A 20,378-nucleotide genomic window follows, 5' to 3' on the forward strand; every position below is an offset into this window, starting at 1 on the left:
ATCGAGCGCTAGCGGCGGCGCCGCGGCTCGCGCGTCCGGAGCACGAACGACACGAGCCCGATGAGACTCGCGGCGAGGAAGTACCAGCCGAGGTTCCGCGCCCAGACCAGAGCCGGGGTCGTGACCGAGGCGAGCGGTACCTCGTCCACCATCGCACCCGGCTCGAACCACTCCAGCGAGTCGATCGTCGAGCCGTCGGGCGCGATGATCGCGCTCGTGCCGACCGTCGAGATGTTGACCACGCTGCGGCCCGTCTCGATCGCCCGCAGCCGCGCGATGGCCAGCTGCTGAACGCTCTCGTCCGTCCGCCCGAAGTCGGCGTTGTTGGTCTGCGCGAGCACCAGCTGCGCCCCGCCGTCGACCATGGCGTTCGTCAGCGAGTCGTCCGAGATGTCGAAGCAGATCGCGATGCCCGCCAGGATCCCGTTGATGTCGAAGACGTTCGAGCGGGTGCCGATCGAGTAGTCGCGGCTGACCAGGTCCACCAGGTCGGGCGCGAACATCCGCCAGAAGGCGCGGTCCGGCATGTACTCGGCGAACGGCACCGGGTGCACCTTGTCGTAGATCTGGGTCGCGCCCTCCCCCGCCTTCCAGAGCAGCGAGCTGTTGTAGAAGACGTCGTCGGAGGGGTTCGTGATCGTCCCGACGATGAAGGGCGCGTCCATCCGGCTGCTGAGGTAGTCGAGGACGGCGGCCGACTGCGCGTTCCGCGTCGGGTCGACGTCGACGCCGTTCTCCGGCCAGACCACCATGTCGACGTCCTCGTCGATGATCGGCAGCGTCGCGGAGGTGTGGTCCTCGAGGATCTGCCCGCGGTAGCTCTGCGAGAACAGACCCGCGTCGGAGTCGCCCTGCACCGCGGCGATCCGCGTCGTCCCCTCGGTCGGCGCGGGCCAGGCCGGGAAGACGAGGGCGACGATGGAGAAGCCGGCGACGACGGCCGCGCGGCCCGAGGCCGGAACAGACGTCGTCCGCACCGCCTGCGCCAGCGTCGCCGCGAGGAACGCCACCACGAAGCTCAGGCCCGAGAAGCCGATCCAGGCGGCGAGGTCCGCGAGCGGCCCCATCGACTGCGAGAGCGCGAGCCGCCCCCAGGCGAACCCGCCGTACGGCCACTGGATCGTGATCGTCTCGCGTCCCACCCAGAGCGCGGCGACCAGCGCGGGCAGCCCGATCATCCGGCCGAGCGGCCCGGTCCAGACCCGCTGCCCCCGCGTCAGCAGCATCGCCGTCAGCCCGGAGGAGAGCGCGAAGAAGATCGCCTGCAGCCCGGCCAGCGCCGCCCACGGCACGAGGCCGAGGTAGAGCGTCAGCCACTGGATGTGCACACCCCAGAACACCGCGCCGCCGACGAGGCCGACCAGCGCACCGCTCCAGAAGCCGCGGCCGGCCAGCGCGAACAGGATCGCGGCGGTGCCGACGATCGCGAGCGGCCAGACGTCGGAGTCGGGGAAGCCGCGGTCGAGGGTCGCCCCGCCGAGGGCCGCGAGCGGGATCGCCAGCCACAGCGGTGCCGTGCGCCCGGTGGGCGCCGAGATCACCGGCCTCATGCGACCGTCGAGTAGGCGACGATGCCGTGCCGGACGAGCTCGAGCGCGGCACGGGCGGCGCGCCCGACCTTGCCCTCGGCCACGAGCGAGAGCTGGTCGAGCAGGTCGATCGTCTGCTTCGCCCAGCGGACGAAGTCGCCGGCGGCCATGTCGGACTCGCGGAGGACCGCGTCGAGCGGCATCCCGCGCGCCCACATGTTCATCGGCAGCGCCAGGCTGGTGGAGATCGGGTTGCTGCCCGGAAGCCGGTGGTCGCGCTCGACGTCGTCGAGCTTCGCCCACAGCAGCTGCGTCTTCTCGAGCGCCTCGGGGAAGGTGCCGCGCGGGAGGTGCTTCTCGCCGAGGGTGCCCTCCTCGCGGCGGGGCTCGAAGACCAGGCAGCACGCCATCGCGGCGAGACCGGCCGGGTCGAGCTCGGTCCAGGCCTGCTTGCGCAGGCACTCGGCCACGAGCAGGTCGCGGTCGCCGTAGATGCGCTTGAGCGTCCGGCCGTTCGGGGTGAGGGACAGCTCGCCGGCCTCGTCGAGCCGGAAGTAGCCGAGCTCTCTCAGCACGTCCGTGATCCGGTCGAAGATGCGGGCGACCGCGCCGGTGCGCGAGCGGATCTGACGCTCGATCTCGTCGGTCTCCTTGCGCAGCTTCCACCAGCGCTCCGCCCAGCGGGCGTGCTGCTCGCGATCCGAGCAGGCGTGACAGGGGTGCGCCTTCATCCGGCGGCGCAGATCGCTGAGCTGCCCCTGCCGCTTCTCGCGCTCGCTGTGCGATGCGGACTCGCCGCGGACGGCGCCGCGGCGCTCCAGCTCGCCGATTTCGCGGCGGATCGCGGCGTACTGCTCGAAGTCGCCGAGGTGGCACTGCATCGCGGTGACGTAGCCCTCGAGCGAGGTCTCCTGCTGCCGGACGCGACGCGCCAGGTCGACGACGGAGCGGTCCGCCTGGAACTGCGCGAACGACGACTCGAGGATCTCGCGCGTGCGCGCCCGGCCGAACTGGTCGATCAGGTTGGCCGCCATGTTGTAGCTGGGCCGGAAGGACGAGTTGAGCGGGTAGGTGCGGCGCGAGGCGAGCGAGGCCACGGCCTGAGGGTTCATCCCGCCGCGCCACTGGATCACCGAGTGGCCCTCGACGTCGATCCCGCGGCGGCCGGCGCGACCGGTCAGCTGGGTGTACTCGCCCGGCGTGATCGGCACCCGGGACTCGCCGTTGAACTTCTCGAGCTTCTCGAGCACGACGGTGCGCGCGGGCATGTTGATGCCGAGCGCGAGCGTCTCGGTGGCGAAGACCACGCGGACCAGGCGGCGGAGGAACAGCTCCTCGACGACCTCCTTGAACGCAGGCAGCATGCCGGCGTGGTGCGCCGCGACGCCGCGCTGCAGCCCGTCGAGCCACTCCCAGTAGCCGAGGACCGCGAGGTCCTCGTCGCGGATCGTCCGGCAGCGCTCCTCGACGATCGCGCGGATCTCGTCGCGCTCGTGCCGCTCGGTGAGCCGGACGCCCGAGCGCAGCACCTGGCGGACGGCCTGGTCGCAGCCGTTGCGGCTGAAGACGAAGAAGATGGCCGGCAGCAGGTTCTTGCCGCGCAGGATCTCGACCACCTCGGAGCGCGGGACGAGGTCCTCGGTGCGGGTCTCATGGAAGCGACCGCCGCCGCCACCCCGGCCGCGACCGGAGCCGCGACCGCCGCGCTCGACGCGGGTGCCGCCCTGCGCGAGGCGCGCCAGCTCGGGATTGACGCGGTTGGTCGCCGCGCGCCCGGACGAGTCGAAGAGGTCGAGCAGCTTGCCGCCGACGAGGACGTGCTGGTCGAGCGGCACCGGCCGCTCCTCCGAGACGATGACCTCGGTCTCGCCGCGGACGGTCTGCAGCCAGTCGCCGAACTCCTCGGCGTTCGACACGGTCGCGCTGAGCGACACCAGCCGGACCGACTGCGGGAGGTGGATGATGACCTCCTCCCAGACCGCGCCGCGGAAGCGGTCGGCCAGGTAGTGCACTTCGTCCATCACGACGTAGGCGAGGTCGCGGAGCAGGTCGGAGTCCGCGTAGAGCATGTTGCGGAGCACCTCGGTCGTCATCACGACGATCCGGGCGCGCGCGTTGACGTTCGAGTCGCCGGTGAGCAGGCCGACCTCGGACGCTCCGTAGTCCTCGACGAACTCCTGGAACTTCTGGTTGCTGAGCGCCTTCATCGGCGTCGTGTAGAAGACCTTGGCGTTCGGATCCTGCATCGCCAGGTGGATGGCGAACTCGGCCACTGCCGTCTTGCCGGCACCGGTCGGTGCGGCGACGAGGACGCTCCGCCCGTCGTCGAGCGCGCTGCAGGCCTCGTACTGGAAGGGGTCGAGGTCGAACGCGAGGGTCGAGCGGAACGCCTCGACCCTCGCGTGGCCCTGTCGTGTGCGGAACGCCGCGAAGCGCTCGGCGGGAGTGGCGCCGGTCACGCCGGCAGGTCGGAGGGGCTGCCGTCGAAGACGATCTGCCGCTTGGCGACGCGCCTGTCGTGCAGGATCGCGATGCCGCAGGCGGCGAAGAACAGGATCGTGATCGGGATCGCCAGCAGGAACATCGAGATCGGATCCGCCGCCGGGGTGGCGATCGCCGTGAAGAGCACGATCACCATGATGGCGACACGCCACGACTTGATCATCAGCGAGCCGGGCAGGATGCCGACGAAGTTCAGCAGCACCAGGAAGACCGGCAGCACGAAGGCGATGCCGACGACCAGCACGAGCTTGAGCACGAAGTCGTAGTACGTCTTCGCGCTGAGCACGCTCGCCGCGTCCGAGCCGGTGAAGCTCGTCAGCAGCTCGACGATGTGCGGGAAGACGAACCAGCCCGAGGCGCAGCCCGCGAAGAACAGCGGGATCGCGGTGAGGATGAAGCCCAGGCCGTAGCGGACCTCCTTGCCGGTCAGACCGGGGACGAGGAACGCCCAGATCTGGAACAGCCAGACCGGGCTCGCGATCACGATGCCGATGGTCATCGCGATCTGGAGCTTGAGGTCGAACGCGCCGGTGATCGTCTCGAAGTTGAGGACCGCGGTCTTGTTCTGATCGCGGGCGACCTCGGCGATCGGGGCCTTGAGGGCCTCGAGCACCCAGTCCGAGAGGAACCAGCCGGCGACGCAGCAGACCGCGATCGCGATCGCCGCGATGAAGAGCCGGTTGCGAAGCTCGATCAGGTGGGACCCGAGGGACATGCGTCCCTCGGGGTTCTTCCCCGCTCGCTTCGTCCGTGGCTTCTTCGCTGCCACGGAAGTCATTACTTGAGCGGGGACTCGGGCGGCAGCGTCGTGCCGGTGCCGGTGGTCGTACCCGTGGCGGATCCCGTGGCGGTGGTCGAGCCCGAAGCCGTGGTCGAGTCCGTCGCGTCCTTGCGCTCGGTCCCGTCCTCGTCCTTCATGGTCTTGACCTCGCTCTTGAAGATGCGCATCGACTGCCCGACGCTGCGCGCGAGCTGAGGAAGCTTGGGCGCACCGAAGAGGAGGAGGATGACGGCGAGGATGATGAGGAGGTGCCACCCCTGGAGGCCAGCGAACATTGCAGTCTCACTTCACTTGTCGGTTGCGGTGTACCAGGAGCCTACCCCGTTCGACCCGGAGTGACCGGCGATCCTCGGTCCTCTCCCGGCGGGCGTCCCGGCGGGACTCGTGACCGCGGCGGACCTCGTCGCGATCGGCGAAGAGCGAGGACGGCGGCCGGGTCGACGCCTCGGCGGGCTCCGGCACCTGCAGGGCGTCGAGCTTCGCGGTGATCTCCTCCAGCTGGCCGAGCAGCAGCCGGCCCTTCCGCCAGTAGGACAGCCCGAACAGCACGAGCACCGCCAGGGCGGCGATCGCGAGGGCGAGCCAGATCAGGATCCAGGACCACCAGGTCACGGGGTCTCCTCTCCGTTGGCCGTCAGCGCGGCGCGGGTCCACTCGGCGACGGCGGTGCGCGCCGCCTCGGGGGCGACGACGGTCACGAGCCCGGGCAGCGAGGCGACCAGGCGGGTGAGACCGGCGAGGTGCGCGACGCGGATCCGGACGAGCACTCCCGCACCCTCGTCTCCGGCGGGAACCGACGGGAACTCGGCGTCCGCGGCGTAGTCGCCCAGCAGCGCGACCGAGCCCGGGGCGACCCGGAGGTCGATCAGGAGGTCGGAGGCGGACGCCTCGAACAGCCGGTCGGGCAGCGTGACCTCGTTGCGGCGGCGGACGATCGGGGTCCCGGTGTCGGTGAGCGCGCGCATCCGGTCCACGCGGAAGGTGCGGACGCCCTCGCGCAGGTGGTCCCAGCCGCGCAGGTACCAGTCGCGGTCGACCGACTCCAGCAGGAACGGGTCGACGAGCCGCGACTCCGTCTCGCCGCGGGCGCTGCGGTAGTCGAAGGCGAGCTGCGTCCCGGCCGCGAGCGAGGTGCGGAGGGTGGCGAGCGAGGCGTCCGCGCCGACGCCCCGGGCGACCGCGACGGCGGTCGGAGCCGAGGAGGCGCCGCGGGCGAGCTTGCCCATCAGCGAGGCGATGCGATCGTTGCCCTGGTTCTCGGGCAGGGCGGCCAGGTACTGCATCCCGGCGATGAGCGCCGCGGCCTCGCGCGCCGAGAAGCGCGGCGAGTCGTCGATGGCGACCTGCTGGGTGAGGACGATGTGGTCGTTCTCCTCGAAGTCGTCCCAGCTGATGTCGAAGAGGTCGTTGGACTGGTACTGCGAGGTCTCGCCGGGGATGCCGGAGACGGCGATCAGCCGGACGGCGCGGCGGACCTCCTCCTCGGCGATCTCGAAGTGCGCGGCGACCTCGGCCACACTCACCCGGCCGCGGTCGAGGAGGTACGGGACGAGCGAGAGCAGGACGGCCAGGCGGTCCCGCGCCTGGAGCGAACGGGGCCTAGCCACGGGCGGCTCCCCCGTGCTCGGTGACGGCGTGGTCGGCGAGGGAGCGGCGCAGGCGGTCGACGACCTTGCGGCGCAGCTCCTCCGGCTCGAGGACGACGACCTCGGGGCCGTAGCCGGCGAGCTCGTCCGCGAGGACGTCGGCGTCGGTGAAGTGCAGGCGCAGCAGGTCTGTGCCCTCCCCCGCCGCCTCGGCGCGCACGCCGAGCCGGAGTGCCGCGTCGGAGTCGGGCGCGACCTGCAGGAGGGCGGTGCTGCGGGCGAGGATCTCGTCGAGCTGGGCGAGGGCGGTGGCGGCGTGGTCGCCCGGCTCGGCCGGGGCGGTGCGACCGGTGGTCGCGACGGGTCCGACGATGCGGGAGAGGAGGAAGGTGCGGGTGCCCTCGGCGGTCTCGTCCCAGCCGTGCAGGTGCCAGCGGCCCTGGTGGTTGACGAGCGCGCGCGGACGGACGGTGCGCGTCCGCGGCTCGTCGCCACCGGGCTTGAGGTAGGGGAAGCGGACGACCTGGCCGCGGTCGAGCGCCGCGTTGAGCGGCTCGAAGGAGGCCTCGCGCACCCGGATCGAGGGGCTGATGCCGATCACCGGGTCGACCGAGTCGACGCCGAGCGAGCGCAGCTTGATCAGGGCGCGGCGCGACTCCGCGGAGAGCGTGCCCTCGCGCCAGACCGCGCCGGCGAGGCGCAGCAGCGCCATCTCCTCCTGGTCGAAGGAGAGGTCGGCGGGGAGGTCGTAGCTGCGCTTCGCGATCCGGTAGCGGACCGTCTGGGTGTTGCCCGGGTCGCCGGGCGCGTCGACCGTCTCGATCGGGATCCCGAGCTCGCGCAGATCGTCCTTGTCGCGCTCGAACTGCCGCTCGAGCGAGGCGCGGTCGCCCGGGTCGGAGCGCTGCCGATAGCCCTGCACCGTGGAGAGCACGTCGGCCTTCGTCAGCCCGTTCTCGGCGGCCACGAGCGCCAGCACCAGGTTGAACAGACGCTCCTCGGCCGGGATGCGGCTCGAGGTCGAAGCGTCGGCGGGCACGCCCTCCAGTCTAGGGCCGGGCCCCGCCGCTCCTCGGACCCCGAGCAGAGCACATGGCCGCGCCCGATCATGCTGGTCGAGTAGCCCCGCAGCGACGTATCGAGACCCCACGCACTCAGCCCCGACAACGCCGGATCTCGATACGCCCGCTCCGCGGCCTACTCGATCAGCAAGGGACGAGGCGCACTCCGACCATGCTGGTCGAGTAGCCCCGCAGGGGCGTATCGAGACCCGGCTCGATCAGCGAGGGCGGAGCAGCGTGCTCAGTCGATCGCGAGGACGTCAGCCACGAAGACGATGGTCGAGTCGGGGCTGATGCCGCTGGACTGCGGCGGGTTGTCCCCGTAGCCGTCCTCGGGCGGGATGATCGCGATGACCTGGGAGCCGACCGGCTGGCCGATCAGGGCCTTGGCGAAGCCGGGGATGACGCCGCCCTGGCCCTCGGTCGCGACGAAGGTCGCCGGGGCGCCCTTCTGCCAGCTGGAGTCGAAGATCTTGCCGTCGGCCCAGAGCCAGCCGGTGTACTGGACGACGACGGTGTCGCCGTCCTCGACGACCGCGCCGTCGCCCTTCTTCAGCTGGGCGATCTCGAGCGTCGTGGGCGCGTCGCCGGAGGGCTTGGCCAGACCGGGGACGCCGTCGGGGTCCAGCGTCACGGCGGGGAAGCCGTTCGGCACCGGCTGGGCCTCGCCGTTCGCGCGGGCCAGCGACGCCTTCTCGATGTCCGCGACGAGCACGAGGGTGTCGTCGGCCGAGATGCCGAGCTGGGCGGAGGAGTCGCCGAAGCCGTCCTCCGGGGCGATCGCGATCGCGACGCGCGAGCCGACCTGGCTGCACAGCAGGCCCTGGTTGAGGCCGACGAGCCCGGCGCCGCCCACCGTGAAGGTGGCGGTGCTCGCTCCGTCGTAGGGCGAGGCCTCGAGGACCGAGCCGTCGGCGCCGTTGACCAGCGTGTAGTCGATCGTGACGAGCTGGCCCTTCTCGAGCGGGTTGCCGGAGCCCTCGATCAGCGTGCTGACCTGGGTGCCGTCCGCCTTCAGCGGCGAGGGCACCGTCACGTCGGGCTGCTCGCCGAAGTCGCCGGTCGCCTTCACGGCCGACGACGAGGCGCCGGACGAGTAGGGGGCGTCGCAGTCGGCCTTCGACGAGGACGCGGAGCATCCGGTCAGGGCGGCGACGATGCCGATGCCGGCGATGAGCGCGGTGGTCCTGCGCACGGGTCCTCGTTTCACGAAGTGGGAGTGGTGGGGCCCGAGTGCGAGACGATCGGGACGGCGGCTCGGCCCGGGGACCGGAAAGCCGGGATCAGCTTAGACGATGCCCTCGTCGTCACCGGAGCCGGGCGCGGCACCGCCGTCGCCGTCGGCGTCGGCCTCGCCGAAGCCCCGCGCTCGCGAGAGCTCGGCGCTGGTGGCCGACTCCCGCACCCGCTTGCGCAGGCTCTTCGGGCTGACGGCCCGCTCCCCGAGCGCGCCGGGGGTCCAGGCCTCGACGTCCTCGTCGCTGAAGTCCGTCTTGGAAGGGCGGCGCTTGAGCTCCGGCAGGACCGCACCCGGCGCCAGGCGGCGGGCGGTGATGAGGAAGCCGGTGTGGCCGATCATCCGGTGGTCGGGGCGGACGGCGAGACCCTCGACGTGCCAGCCGCGGACCATGGTCTCGTTCGACGCCGGGTTGGTGAACAGGCCCGACGCGCGGATCGCCTCGGCGACGCGCGAGAGCTGGGTGACGGTCGCGACGTAGCAGAGCAGGACGCCGCCGGGTGTGAGCGCGTCGGCGGCGACGTCGAGGCACTCCCACGGCGCGAGCATGTCGAGGACGACGCGGTCGGCCTCGCCGGGGGCGACGGCGCCGGGCAGCTCCTCGACGAGGTCGCCGACGGTGACGCTCCAGTTGTCGGGCGTGTAGCCGAGGAACGTCTCGATGTTGGCGCGGGCGACGTCCGCGAACTCCTCGCGGCGCTCGAAGGAGGAGAGCCGGCCGCCCGGGCCGATCGAGCGCAGCAGCCAGAGCGAGAGCGCTCCGGAGCCGACGCCCGCCTCTACGACGCGGGCGCCGGGGAAGACGTCCGCGAGCGCGAGGATCTGCGCGGCGTCCTTCGGGTAGACGATCGCCGCTCCGCGCGGCATCGACATCACGAAGTCGGCGAGCAGCGGACGCAGGGCGAGGTGCTCGACGCCGACGGTGTTGACGACGACGGAGCCGTCGGGCAGCCCGATGACCGTGTCGTGCTCGATCCCGCCGCGGTGGGTGTGGAAGACCTTGCCCGGGACGAGGGTGATGGTGTTCATCCGCCCCTTCGGCCCGGTCAGCTGCACGCGGTCGCCCGCGCGGAAGGGTCCGGAATGCTGCAGTGCCTCACCGGTCATCGGCGGGCCTCCGTCTCGGTCGTGAGCACGCGGGAGCGGTGCTCGGAGGACACCAGCGCGAGGTCCGCGACGGTTCGGCCCGCAAGGGTGGGCCAGAGGGAATAGGGGGCGTCGGCGTCCAGCTCGAGCTGGTGCGGCACGCCGATCGCGGCGGCGCCCGAGGCGACCGCGGAGGCGAGGCCGGCGTGCGAGTCCTCGATGGCGACGCAGGCGTCCACCTCGACACCCAGGGTCCGCGCGGCGAGGAGGTAGGCCTCGGGGTGCGGCTTGCTCCGCTCAACCATGTCGCCGCTGACGACGGTGGCGAAGGCGGGGAACGGGAGGCGGTCGACGACGGCGTGCGCCATCCGTCCGATCGACATCGTGACCAGCGCCTGGGGCACCCCCGCGTCGCGGACGGCGGCGAGCAGCTCGAGCGCGCCGGGGCGCCACGGGATGCTCTCGGCGAGCTGGGCGACGACCTCGTCGGTCATCCGGTCGATGATCGCCTCGATGGAGAGGTCGACGCCCTTGCCCTGGAGGATGCGGGCGGAGGCGGGGAGGCCGGAGCCGACCAGGCTCATCGCGTCCTCGTGCGTCCACACGCCGCCGAACGAGGCGACGAGCGCGTGCTCGGACGCCATCCAGTAGGGCTCCGTGTCGACGAGCGTGCCGTCCATGTCCCAGAGGACCGCGGCGGGAGCGCCCTCCGGGAGCGGGGGCTGCGGCCGGGACACGGGGAGGGAGGTGTCGGAAGTCACGAGCGACCATCGTACCGGCAGCCCTGATCGGGCCGACCGTACGCGCACAGCGGAAAGACGCGGGCCGGACGGAGGGGTCCGGGGCCGGGTCCTATCCTTGACGAACGGGTTCAGCGCACGCAGCGCTCCCCGGACATCGAGCCGAACACGGAGACCTCGCCTATGAACGTGATCAAGGGGAACGTCCTCGTCGTCGCCTTCGAGGGCTGGAACGACGCGGGCGACGCGGCCAGCGGAGCGGTGCGCCTGGTGAAGGACGCGGGCGAGTTCGTGCCCCTCTTCTCGGTCGACGCCGAGCAGTACTACGACTTCCAGTACACCCGCCCGATGCTGTCGATCGGCGAGGACGGGCGCCGCAGCCTCTCCTGGCCCGGCACCCAGATCTTCGGCCCGGCCGACACCTCGGTGGACGCGGAGAGCGCCCTCTACGTGATGATCGGCACCGAGCCCTCGCGCAGCTGGAAGAGCTTCGCGTCGGAGGTCGTCGACGCCATGCTCGCGATCGACATCTCCGCCGTCGTCTTCCTGGGCGCGATGCTCGCCGACGTGCCGCACACCAGGCCGATCTCGCTCTTCGCCTCGAGCGAGAACGCGGAGATGCGCGCCCAGTTCGAGCTCGAGCGCTCCACCTACGAGGGGCCGGTCGGCATCCTCAGCGTCATCGGCGAGGCCGCGCAGAAGGTCGGCATCCCGGCCGTCTCGCTCTGGGCCTCCGTGCCGCACTACGTGCACAACGCGCCGTCGCCCAAGGCGATGCTCGCGCTCCTCGAGAAGCTCGAGGAGGTCGTCGGACTGGCGATTCCGCGCGGCGATCTGGTCGAGGAGGCCGGCGAGTGGGAGCGCGGCATCGACGCCCTCGCCCTCGACGACGAGGAGATGGCGGCCTACATCGCTCAGCTCGAGCAGGCCCGCGACACCGTCGACTCCCCCGAGGCGAGCGGCGAGGCCATCGCCCAGGAGTTCGAGCGCTACCTCCGCCGCCGCGGCGACGGCCGCTCCGGCGAGGAGCCCTGGCGCCCGTAGCCCGCGCGCTGATCGGACGACCCGCGCAGCGCGTCCCCTTCATGCTGATCGAGTAGCCCGCGCAGCGGGCGTATCGAGATCCGGCGGGCCGAAGGCTCAGCCCAGGCGGACGCCGAGCAGCGCGTCGATCGCGTCGCTCAGGAGCGCGGGGTCGTCGACGCCGCCCGCCGTCGCCGCGTCGAGCACCGCGAGGGCGCCCGGGGTGTCGAGGTCCACCGCGAGCACGGCGCGCAGGCGCTCGAGCACGTCCGCGGCCGACGCCGGCCCGCTCGTGGCGAGCGACGCCTGCCACCGGGCGAGGCGCTCCTCGGCGGCGGGCAGGTCCTCGGGCAGCCACTCCCAGTCGGAGCGGTAGTGGTGCGCCAGCAGCGCCAGGCGGATCGCGCGCGGATCCGTCCCCTGCGCCCGCAGCCGCGACACGAGGACGAGGTTGCCGAGCGACTTGCTCATCTTCTCGCCCTGGTACGCGACCATGCCGGCGTGCGCGTAGGCGCGGGCGAGCGGCCGGCCGGACAGCGACGCGGCGTGCGCGGCGCTGAACTCGTGGTGCGGGAAGATCAGGTCGCTCCCGCCGCCCTGCAGGGTGAACTCCGGCCCGAGGCGGTCGAGCGCGATCACCGAGCACTCGATGTGCCAGCCCGGACGGCCCCGGCCGACGGCGGCGTCCCAGGCGGGCTCGCCCGCGCGCTCGGCGCGCCAGAGCAGCGGATCGAGCGGGTCGCGCTTGCCGGCGCGGTCGGGGTCTCCCCCGCGCTGCGCGAAGAGGTCGGCCATCGTCGCGGCGTCGAGGTTGCTCTCGCTGCCCAGGCGCCAGACGTCGCTCTCGCCGGCGGCGATGTCGTAGTAGAGGTCCTCGCCCCCGTCGACGGCGGCCTCGGGCGTGGCGACGCGGTAGGCGATGCCGGCGCTCTCGAGGCGGGCGACCGCCTCCGCGATCGGCGCGATCGTCTCGGTGACCCCGTCGTAGTGGTCCGGCGGCAGGATCCGCAGCGCGGTCATGTCGCCGCGGAACAGCTCGACCTGCTCCTCGGCGAGGTCGCGCCAGTCGACTCCGTCGCGCGTCGCCCGCTCGAGCAGCGGGTCGTCGACGTCGGTCACGTTCTGCGCGTAGAGCACCGAGTACCCCGCGTCGCGCCAGAGCCGCTGCACCGTGTCGAAGGCGAGGTAGGTCGAGGCGTGGCCGAGGTGCGTCGCGTCGTACGGCGTGATGCCGCAGACGTAGAGGCGCGCGGTGCCGTCCGCGGCGACGAGCTCGACGGGCGCACCCGTGGCGGTGTCGTGCACGGCCGGCACGGGTCCGCGACCGGGCAGGGCCGGGACGACCGACGCGTTCCAGGTGCGCATCTACGCGGCGAGGAGGCCCGTGCTCAGCGCGACCATGAGGACGACGCCGAGGACGATGCGGTAGATCACGAACGGCAGGAAGCTGCGGCGCGAGATGTAGCTCATGAAGAAGGCGATCACGACGAAGCCGACGACGAAGGCCACGATCGTCGCGACGAGCGTCTCGAGCCCGCCGACCTGGATCTGGTTGGGCAGGATCTCGGGGTCGCTGATGCTCTTGTACAGCTGGTAGAGCCCGCTGCCGAACACCGCGGGGATCGCGAGCAGGAAGGAGTAGCGCGCGGCGGCCTTCCGCTCGTAGCCCATGAAGAGGCCGGCAGTGATCGTGCCGCCGGAGCGCGAGACGCCGGGGACGAGGGCGAGCGCCTGCGCGCCACCGAAGATCAGGCCGTCGCGGCCGTTCAGGTCGCGCAGCCGGCGCTTCTTCGCGCCCACGGCGTCGGCGACGCCGAGCAGGATGCCGAAGACGATGAGCGTGGTGGCGACGACCCAGAGCGAGCGGAGCGTGGTCTCGATCTGGTCCTGGAAGAGCAGGCCGAGCACGATGATCGGGAGGCTGCCGATGATGATCAGCCAGCCCATCCGGGCGTTCGCGTCGGTGCGCGGGACCTTGCCGACCAGCGAGCGGCACCAGCTCGACACGATCTTCACGATGTCGCGCCAGAAGTAGATGATGACCGCGGTCTCGGTGCCCAGCTGAGTGATGGCGGTGAACGCCGCTCCGGTGTCCTTGCCGTCCAGTCCGGGGAGCAGCTCGCTCACGATCCGGAGGTGGGCGCTGGAGGAGATGGGGAGGAATTCGGTCAGACCCTGGACGAGTCCCAGGATCAGCGCTTCGAGCAGGCCCATGCGTCACTTTCGAGGAGGGCTGGGGCGTCGTCGGCCAGCAGGCGGTCGGTGGTGGTCGTCGATCTGACCATCAGGATCGCAGGAGGAGATCGGTCAGGACCTTCCTGCCAAACACTAGTGCGTCGAGCGGAACCCGCTCATCGACCCCGTGGAACAGCGCCGGGAAGTCGAGCGAGCCCGGCAGCTGCAGCGGCGCGAAGCCGTAGCCGGTGATCCCGATCGTCGAGAGAGCCTTGTTGTCGGTGCCCCCGGACAGGAGGTACGGCAGCACCTCCGCCTCGGGGTCGAAGCGGCGGAGCGAGGCCGCCATGCTCTCCACGAGCGGACCGGCGAAGGGCACCTCGAGTCCGATGTCGCGGTGCTGGACCAGGATCTCGACGTGCTCGCCCGCGAGGACCTTCAGGCGCTCGAGGACGGCGTCCTCCTCGCCGGGGAGCACGCGGACGTCGATGGTCGCCTCCGCGGTGTCCGGGATGACGTTGGCCTTGTAGCCGGCGGAGAGCATCGACGGGTTCGCCGTGGTGCGCAGCGTCGCCGCGATGAAGCGCGAGGCGGTGCCGGTGGCGAGCGCGAGCTCCTCCGGGGTGCTGCGCTGCGGGTCGTGGCCGAGGATGCGGGCGACCTCGCCGAGCAGCTCACGGGTGGTGTCGGTGAGGCGGGTGGGCCACTCCTCGCTGCCGATGCGCGCGATCGCCTGGGCGAGGCGGGTGACCGCGTTCTCGCCGTTGATCTGCGAGCCGTGGCCGGCCGTGCCGCGCGCGCGCAGCGTCAGCCAGAGCAGCGCCTTCTCGCCGGTCTGCACGAGGTAGGCGCGCTTGCCGCCGAGCTCGATCGAGTAGCCGCCGACCTCGCTGATCGCCTCGGTCGCGCCGGCGAAGAGCTCGGGGCGGGTCTTGACGAGGTGGCCGGAGCCGCGGACGCCGCCCGCCTCCTCGTCGGCGAAGAAGGCGATGACGAGGTCGCGGGACGGCTTCCGGCCACTGCCGAGGATGTCGCCGAGGGAGGCGAGGATCATCGCGTCCATGTTCTTCATGTCGACCGCGCCGCGGCCCCAGAGCATGCCGTCCTTGATGACGCCGCCGAACGGATCGACGCTCCAGTTGTCCGCGATGGCCGGGACGACGTCGAGGTGCCCGTGCACGACGAGGGCGCCGCGCTCGCGGTCCTCCCCCGCCACCCGGGCGACGACGCTGGTGCGGCCGGGATCGGAGTCGATCAGCTCGGGCTCGAGGCCGAGATCGCGCAGACGGGCCGCCACGTACTCGGCGGCCTCGCGCTCGGGCTCGGCCTTCCCGTCGCCGTAGTTGCTGGTGTCGAAGCGGATGAGGTCCCGCGCGATGATCGCGGTCTCGTCGAGATCCGACTCGGAGGGGGCGGCGGCGCTGTCGGAGGACGTCATGCCCCCACGCTAGCGGGCGGGCTCCCGGCACCCCTCTCCGCCGGTGTCATCCGAGGCACTCGAACCGTGCTAATGTCTTCTTCGGCCGCGGAAACGCAGGCCGGAAACAACACTCGTCCGGGTGGCGGAAATGGCAGACGCGCTAGCTTGAGGTGCTAGTGCCCGTATAGGGCGTGGGGGTTCAAGTCCCCCCTCGGACACCGGCAGAACCCCTCGATCTCACGGAGATCGAGGGGTTCTTCTCGTTGGTGGCGGCGGTTCGATCAGCCGTGACCGCGAGCGATGCCGTCAGAGGTCGAGAAGGCCCTGGGCCGTGCTCCAGACGGTGTCGCTCGTCGCGTCGTCCAGATCGGTGTCGACGAGCCTCTCCAGCAGGAGCTCCGGGTCGATGAGACCGTGCCGGACCAGGGCTGAGACGAAGGACCGGTCCTTGTCCCGGTTCGCGACAAGCTTCGCCACGCACAGGTCGTGCGGGTCGAGGCACCAGCCGATCCGCCCTCGGGTGTTGTCGTTCTGCACTCGAAGGAGACGGCCCTCCCAGCCGCGAGGCAGGACCGCCGTCCTCCGGCCGACACCGTCCAGGTGGAACCCGTGCGTGGCGTCGAACGAGGACAGCTCGCCGGCGACTCCGCTGAGTCTCGTCGCCAGGGTCTCACTGTCGGTGTCGTTCAGCGGGAGGACGTCGAGCTCGTTCGATGCCGTCGCCTCGACGGGCAGCTCCGACTCGCTCCAGGTGCCCAGCACCGACTGGGAGCCGATGATGATCACCTCGTCGGCCTGGATGATCTTCGTCGCCGCGCGGATCCCGTGCTCCAGCTCGGCCCGGTTCACGCGCTCGCCTCGAGCACGGCCGATCGCTCCTCGTCGGGGATCAGCCCGGCGAGCGGTGACACCGAGCGCAGGTCGTGGGCGTGCTCCGTCTCGACGAGCAGGGCCTCGATCTGCGTGGAGAGCGGGCTGCGGAGCAGCTCTTCCCACTCGTCCAGCCACCGGTGCGCGTCCCCGCGGACCTTGCCTCGCAGCTGCTCGAGCCGTTCTTCCGCCCGAGGACGGGAGTCCGGAGAGCGGTCGAGGAGCTCCAACGCGGCGCGGTGGAGCTGGACGGAGCGAGCGGTCTCGCGACGCAGGGACCGATCACGGTCGAGACGATCCGCCTCGACCTCGGCCATGACTTCCGTGTGAGAGGGGAGGGCTCGCCTCAGGAGACGGCGCGCGGCGAGCGCCGTCGTCCGGTCGGTCCGTCGCGCGAGCGCGGCGATGCTCAGCCCGATCGGCACCGGTCCCTCACTGACGAACGGCCACCGCGCATCGGGGACGTGATGCAGGATCACAGACGTCGCTGACGGGCCGGCTGCTGCGTCCTCTCCTCGGAGCCGAGCCTTCAATCGGGTGGAGACGAGGATCTCGAGGCGGCTGGCGTCACGCAAGCCCGCTCGAGGATCCGATGCTCCGACAGGGAGCTGCTCCCGCTCCCCCCGCAGCTGGTCGACGAGTTCCGTGGGAAGCTCCAGGGACTCCGGCGGCAGAAGCTCCGCGGTCCACGAGCGCGTCACCGCCACGGGATCCTCCGCGCTCTCGAGTCGCTGGATCATCCGGGTGATGCGACTCCGCTCGGACCTCGTCAGAGCCGGGTCCACAGCACCCGAGAGCGTGGCGACGAGTCCCCACGCCATCCGATCGCCGAGTGGGCGGGACACACGCGGGGCCGGGACATTCTGATCACCCCTGATGACATGCACGCCTCCGACCTTCTCCGCCCGGATGCGCCCCGCAGCGATGAGCTGACGGATGCGCGCCGCACTGACACCGCGCTCTCGCGCGACCTCGGCGACGGACTTCAGCTCCTGCTCGGTCATGAGACGAAGTCTATCGATGACGCAAGGGAAGTGCACCGCTCGAGCAGCGGTCGAGCCCTCCCGAAGTCGCCGTCGTCTAGCGGAGCGAGAGAGCGGTGATGTGCTCAACGATCCGACGCGCGCACTCCACTGCTGAAGTCCGTCCGGAGTCGACCTCGAGGTCGTAGGCGACGCCGCGATGGACGGACTCCGCCTGGTGTGCCGCCATCCCGGTGGTGCGGTCGCCTCGGGCTCGCTCACGCGCGGTCGCGACCTCGGGGGCGCAGCGGATGCCCACCCAGACGACGTCGAGTCCGCGGAGGTGGCTGCGCAGGCGCTCCTGCGACTCCGACGCATCGAGGAACACGTCGTCGAAGACGATGCGTGCGCCGGCACTGGCGGTCGCGACGACGCCGGCCATCCAGGCCGACTCGAGTCGACGGAAGGCGTCGCCGAGCTCCACCGCGCCGTCGTCGCCGTAGGAGACGCCCTCTCCACCTCCGTCGAGGTCGGGCGGCAGCGCGTCCACCAGAGTGTCGATCGAGACGCTCAACCACGGATCGGGCAGGAGCGCTTGGAGACTCCGGGCGATCGTCGTCTTGCCGGAGCTCGATCCGCCGTTCAGGACGATGACGTCCGGAGTCACGGGGCACTCCGGGCGGGATCGCAGAGGGAGCTCGCCAGGGAGAGCGCATCAGGGCCGTTCATCCCGGCAGCCTAGGGCGGTCCGCCTCGGTAGGTCGGTGCCCCTGCGCAGCATCGACGCTCGACGATCGAGAGGAAGGTGCCCCCTCCTTGACGGTCGGCCGCGCCGCTCCTAGGCTCTCGCCGGGTGAGAAACCGAATGAAACAGTTTCCTCATAAGGAGCACGGGTCTCACCGCGCGCCCGGCGACGTGCCGGACGACCTCGATCGAACGGACGCGACATGACGACCACCTCCTTCACCGCCGGCTGGATCGCCCGGGCGCCGCGCGGGCCGTTCGCCGCCGTGCAGGGCGGGGTCGACGACTCCGTCGCGGTGACGCTGCCGCACGACGCGCTGCGCGACGCCGAGCGCTCGCCGGATGCGGTGTCGAAGGGCGGTGCGGCCTACTACCCGGGCGGTGCCTACAGCTACGTCACGACGTTCGAGGTGCCGGCGGAGTGGGCGGGCAAGGTGGTGCGGCTCGAGGTGCAGGGCGCCTACCGGCACGCGATGGTGTTCCTCAACGACGAGTTCGCGGGGAACCGCGCCGACGGCTTCGCGCGCTTCTTCGTGGAGCTGACACCGTTCCTCCGCTTCGGTGAGACGAACACGCTGCGGATCGAGGTGCGCTCGGGGCAGGACTCGCGCTGGTACGCCGGCGCCGGGCTGCACCGGCCGGTGCTGCTGCACGTCGACGAGCCCGTGCACATCGAGCCGGACGGCGTGCGGATCACGACCGTGCGCGTGGAGGACGACCAGGCCGTCGTCGAGGTCGCGACCAGCATCGTCAACCGCGGGCTCACGACGTCGTCGCTCACGGTGGCGACCGAGCTCACCGGGCCGGCCGGCGACGTCGTGGAGAGCGCGACGACACCGGTCACCGTCGCCCCCGGCCGCACCGCCCTCGTGCGCCAGCGCCTCTACGTGCAGGAGCCCGCCCTCTGGAGCGTCGACTCCCCTGCCCTGCACAGCGCCCGCACGAGCATCGGCATCGGCGACGACGTCGTCACCGTGCACGGCATCCGCACCGTCACCGTCGACCCGCGCAAGGGGCTGCGGATCAACGGCGAGACCGTGCTGCTGCGCGGCGCCTGCATCCACAGCGACAACGGCGTCCTGGGCGCCGCCTCGATCGCCCGCGCGGAGGAGCGCCGGATCCAGCTGCTCAAGGAGGCCGGCTTCAACGCGATCCGCATGGCGCACAACCCCGCCTCGCCGTCGATGCTCGACGCCTGCGACCGCCTCGGCATGCTCGTGATGGACGAGGCCTTCGACATGTGGGTCCGCGGCAAGACGCACCACGACTACTCGCTCGACTTCGCGCAGTGGTGGCGGGCCGACCTGGAGTCGCTGGTGGCGAAGGACTACAACCACCCCAGCGTGATCCTCTACTCGATCGGCAACGAGATCGTCGAGGTCGGCACCCCGCACGGCGCGGTGCTGGCGCGCGATCTCGCGGAGCACGTGCGATCGCTCGACCCCACCCGGCCGGTCACGAACGGCGTGAACCCGACGCTGGCGGTGCTCGACGAGCTCGACAGCATCCTCGCCTCGGAGCAGGGGCTGAACGAGCTGATGGGCGAGGCCGGCGCCGGGATGATGGCGGCGATCGGCTCCTCCGACGCCGTCACCCGCCGCACGGCGGAGTCGAGCGCGGCGGTCGACGTGCTCGGGCTGAACTACGCCGACGGGCGCTACGCGAGCGACGCGGAGCTGTTCCCGCAGCGCGTGATCGTCGGGTCCGAGACGTTCCCCTCGCAGATCGGCGAGCTGTGGCCGAAGGTGCTGGCGAACCCGAACGTGATCGGCGACTTCACCTGGACCGGCTGGGACTACCTCGGCGAGGTCGGCATCGGCGCCACCTCCTACGCGGAGGACCCGGCCGCGAACGGCGCGCTGGAGCGCGAGTACCCGTATCTGACGGCGTGGTGCGGCGACCTCGACATCACCGGGTGGCGCCGGCCCGCCTCCTACTACCGCGAGATCGTCTTCGGGCTGCGCTCGGAGCCGGCGATCGCGGTCGTCCGGCCGGAGCGGCACGGGCAGACGGTGACGATGCAGTCGCCGTGGGCGTGGAGCGACTCGGTCGACTCCTGGACCTGGCCCGGCTTCGAGGGCTCCCCCGTCACCGTCGAGGTGGCGGCGGACGCGGACGAGGTGGCGCTGCTGCTCGACGGGGTCGAGGTCGGGCGCGCGGCGGTCGGGGCGGTGCGGCCGATGCTGGCGTCGATCGAGACGGTGCACCGGCCGGGCACGCTGACGGCGGTGGCCTACCGGTCCGGGAGCGAGACGGGGCGCAGCTCGCTCGTGTCGGCGTCCGGACCCGCGGTGCTGACCGCGACGGCGGACCGGGTGGAGCTGCGGGCTGACGACACCGACCTGGCGTATGTGGCGATCGAGCTGCGCGACGCGGCGGGAGTGCTGGTCACCGGCGCGGACCGCGTCGTCTCCGTCGCCGTCGAGGGCGCGGGCGTGCTCGCTGGCTTCGGGAGCGGGGCGCCGGCCACCACCGAGCGCTTCGACGCCGCATCGCGGACGACGTTCGACGGCCGCGCGCTCGCCGTCGTCCGTCCGACCGGCGCGGGGCCGATCACGGTGCTCGTCTCGTCGGACGGACTCGACGACGTCCGCATCGAGCTCTCCGCGCGCTGACGATCGACAGCGCAGCCTCTCCCCTTCCGCGGGCGGCGCATCTCTT

General features: G+C 71.6%; 18 protein-coding genes and 1 tRNA gene. 3 read left to right on the plus strand and 16 right to left on the minus strand.

The genetic code is table 11. From position 1 onward, the window contains the following. Window positions 1-8: 8 nt before the first annotated feature. The 10 genes from lnt to EDF43_RS07860 all read right to left on the minus strand — a co-directional run bounded on the left by lnt (window position 9) and on the right by EDF43_RS07860 (window position 10,543). The gene (gene lnt, locus EDF43_RS07815) at window positions 9-1,550 is read right to left on the minus strand and encodes an apolipoprotein N-acyltransferase (RefSeq protein ID WP_132436205.1); all 1,542 of its coding nucleotides are present in this window, start codon (window positions 1,548-1,550) and stop codon (window positions 9-11) included. Further along, window positions 1,547-3,988: a DEAD/DEAH box helicase gene (locus EDF43_RS07820; RefSeq protein ID WP_132436206.1), complete on the minus strand. Its 2,442-nt coding sequence runs from the start codon at window positions 3,986-3,988 to the stop codon at window positions 1,547-1,549. Before EDF43_RS07820 ends, lnt begins: the two co-directional genes overlap by 4 nt. Then, window positions 3,985-4,746 carry a twin-arginine translocase subunit TatC gene (gene tatC, locus EDF43_RS07825; protein ID WP_123704207.1) on the minus strand — a complete coding sequence of 254 codons (762 nt, stop codon included), beginning with the start codon at window positions 4,744-4,746 and terminating at the stop codon, window positions 3,985-3,987. Before tatC ends, EDF43_RS07820 begins: the two co-directional genes overlap by 4 nt. Before the next feature lie 62 nt (window positions 4,747-4,808). After that, a complete protein-coding gene (gene tatA / locus EDF43_RS07830; protein WP_123733127.1) occupies window positions 4,809-5,087 on the minus strand; it encodes a Sec-independent protein translocase subunit TatA in 279 nt (92 codons plus the stop codon). A gap of 7 nt (window positions 5,088-5,094) precedes the next feature. Beyond that, window positions 5,095-5,424: a hypothetical protein gene (locus EDF43_RS07835; RefSeq protein WP_123446331.1), complete on the minus strand. Its 330-nt coding sequence runs from the start codon at window positions 5,422-5,424 to the stop codon at window positions 5,095-5,097. Next, entirely contained in the window at window positions 5,421-6,419 is a 999-nt protein-coding gene (locus tag EDF43_RS07840) for a WYL domain-containing protein (protein ID WP_123735748.1), read from the minus strand. Before EDF43_RS07840 ends, EDF43_RS07835 begins: the two co-directional genes overlap by 4 nt. Further along, entirely contained in the window at window positions 6,412-7,437 is a 1,026-nt protein-coding gene (locus tag EDF43_RS07845) for a WYL domain-containing protein (RefSeq protein ID WP_132436207.1), read from the minus strand. Before EDF43_RS07845 ends, EDF43_RS07840 begins: the two co-directional genes overlap by 8 nt. Before the next feature lie 263 nt (window positions 7,438-7,700). Beyond that, the gene (locus EDF43_RS07850; RefSeq protein ID WP_165909051.1) at window positions 7,701-8,654 is read right to left on the minus strand and encodes an FKBP-type peptidyl-prolyl cis-trans isomerase; all 954 of its coding nucleotides are present in this window, start codon (window positions 8,652-8,654) and stop codon (window positions 7,701-7,703) included. A gap of 93 nt (window positions 8,655-8,747) precedes the next feature. Continuing rightward, the gene (locus EDF43_RS07855; protein WP_132436209.1) at window positions 8,748-9,803 is read right to left on the minus strand and encodes a tRNA (adenine-N1)-methyltransferase; all 1,056 of its coding nucleotides are present in this window, start codon (window positions 9,801-9,803) and stop codon (window positions 8,748-8,750) included. After that, window positions 9,800-10,543 (minus strand): HAD family phosphatase, encoded by a 744-nt coding sequence (locus EDF43_RS07860; protein WP_279389002.1) that lies wholly within the window; start codon window positions 10,541-10,543, stop codon window positions 9,800-9,802. Before EDF43_RS07860 ends, EDF43_RS07855 begins: the two co-directional genes overlap by 4 nt. Window positions 10,544-10,705: 162 nt before the next feature. On the opposite strand from EDF43_RS07860, the gene EDF43_RS07865 reads away from it, so the two are divergent. Then, window positions 10,706-11,566 (plus strand): PAC2 family protein, encoded by an 861-nt coding sequence (locus EDF43_RS07865; RefSeq protein ID WP_123704219.1) that lies wholly within the window; start codon window positions 10,706-10,708, stop codon window positions 11,564-11,566. Window positions 11,567-11,662: 96 nt separating this feature from the next. Here EDF43_RS07865 and mshC read toward each other — a convergent pair whose 3' ends face one another. The 3 genes from mshC to EDF43_RS07880 all read right to left on the minus strand — a co-directional run bounded on the left by mshC (window position 11,663) and on the right by EDF43_RS07880 (window position 15,158). Further along, window positions 11,663-12,910 (minus strand): cysteine--1-D-myo-inosityl 2-amino-2-deoxy-alpha-D-glucopyranoside ligase, encoded by a 1,248-nt coding sequence (gene mshC / locus EDF43_RS07870; protein WP_132436210.1) that lies wholly within the window; start codon window positions 12,908-12,910, stop codon window positions 11,663-11,665. Beyond that, window positions 12,911-13,759 (minus strand): undecaprenyl-diphosphate phosphatase, encoded by an 849-nt coding sequence (locus EDF43_RS07875; RefSeq protein ID WP_123446324.1) that lies wholly within the window; start codon window positions 13,757-13,759, stop codon window positions 12,911-12,913. It lies immediately after the preceding gene. A gap of 70 nt (window positions 13,760-13,829) precedes the next feature. Continuing rightward, complete coding sequence (locus EDF43_RS07880) at window positions 13,830-15,158, minus strand: M20/M25/M40 family metallo-hydrolase (RefSeq protein WP_123735753.1); 1,329 nt, start codon at window positions 15,156-15,158, stop codon at window positions 13,830-13,832. A 115-nt stretch (window positions 15,159-15,273) separates the two neighbouring features. Between EDF43_RS07880 and EDF43_RS07885 the strand changes: the two genes are divergently transcribed. Next, window positions 15,274-15,358: transfer RNA gene (locus EDF43_RS07885), tRNA-Leu, on the plus strand. Between the two features lie 88 nt (window positions 15,359-15,446). Here EDF43_RS07885 and EDF43_RS07890 read toward each other — a convergent pair. The 3 genes from EDF43_RS07890 to cpt all read right to left on the minus strand — a co-directional run bounded on the left by EDF43_RS07890 (window position 15,447) and on the right by cpt (window position 17,639). After that, window positions 15,447-15,989, minus strand: coding sequence for a DUF6036 family nucleotidyltransferase (locus EDF43_RS07890; protein WP_132436211.1), 543 nt, complete (start codon window positions 15,987-15,989; stop codon window positions 15,447-15,449). Then, a complete protein-coding gene (locus EDF43_RS07895) occupies window positions 15,986-16,327 on the minus strand; it encodes a hypothetical protein (protein WP_165909052.1) in 342 nt (113 codons plus the stop codon). Before EDF43_RS07895 ends, EDF43_RS07890 begins: the two co-directional genes overlap by 4 nt. A gap of 763 nt (window positions 16,328-17,090) precedes the next feature. Beyond that, a complete protein-coding gene (gene cpt / locus EDF43_RS07900; protein WP_132436213.1) occupies window positions 17,091-17,639 on the minus strand; it encodes a chloramphenicol phosphotransferase CPT in 549 nt (182 codons plus the stop codon). A 281-nt stretch (window positions 17,640-17,920) separates the two neighbouring features. On the opposite strand from cpt, the gene EDF43_RS07905 reads away from it, so the two are divergent. After that, a complete protein-coding gene (locus EDF43_RS07905; protein WP_132436214.1) occupies window positions 17,921-20,332 on the plus strand; it encodes a glycoside hydrolase family 2 TIM barrel-domain containing protein in 2,412 nt (803 codons plus the stop codon). Window positions 20,333-20,378 lie beyond the last annotated feature (46 nt).

Origin of the sequence: Rathayibacter sp. PhB179, from assembly GCF_004345345.1 — a bacterium.
GTDB classification, from domain to species: Bacteria; Actinomycetota; Actinomycetes; order Actinomycetales; family Microbacteriaceae; genus Rathayibacter; species Rathayibacter festucae.

Excerpts from the sequence above, each read along its gene's own strand:
- mshC (WP_132436210.1), bottom strand. The coding sequence starts at position 12,910 with ATGCGCACCTGGAACGCGTCGGTCGTCCCGGCCCTGCCCGGTCGCGGA.
- EDF43_RS07895 (WP_165909052.1), bottom strand. The coding sequence starts at position 16,327 with ATGGCCGAGGTCGAGGCGGATCGTCTCGACCGTGATCGGTCCCTGCGT.
- EDF43_RS07905 (WP_132436214.1), top strand. The coding sequence starts at position 17,921 with ATGACGACCACCTCCTTCACCGCCGGCTGGATCGCCCGGGCGCCGCGC.
- tatC (WP_123704207.1), bottom strand. The coding sequence starts at position 4,746 with ATGTCCCTCGGGTCCCACCTGATCGAGCTTCGCAACCGGCTCTTCATC.
- EDF43_RS07880 (WP_123735753.1), bottom strand. The coding sequence starts at position 15,158 with ATGACGTCCTCCGACAGCGCCGCCGCCCCCTCCGAGTCGGATCTCGAC.
- tatA (WP_123733127.1), bottom strand. The coding sequence starts at position 5,087 with ATGTTCGCTGGCCTCCAGGGGTGGCACCTCCTCATCATCCTCGCCGTC.
- EDF43_RS07855 (WP_132436209.1), bottom strand. The coding sequence starts at position 9,803 with ATGACCGGTGAGGCACTGCAGCATTCCGGACCCTTCCGCGCGGGCGAC.
- lnt (WP_132436205.1), bottom strand. The coding sequence starts at position 1,550 with ATGAGGCCGGTGATCTCGGCGCCCACCGGGCGCACGGCACCGCTGTGG.
- EDF43_RS07865 (WP_123704219.1), top strand. The coding sequence starts at position 10,706 with ATGAACGTGATCAAGGGGAACGTCCTCGTCGTCGCCTTCGAGGGCTGG.
- EDF43_RS07875 (WP_123446324.1), bottom strand. The coding sequence starts at position 13,759 with ATGGGCCTGCTCGAAGCGCTGATCCTGGGACTCGTCCAGGGTCTGACC.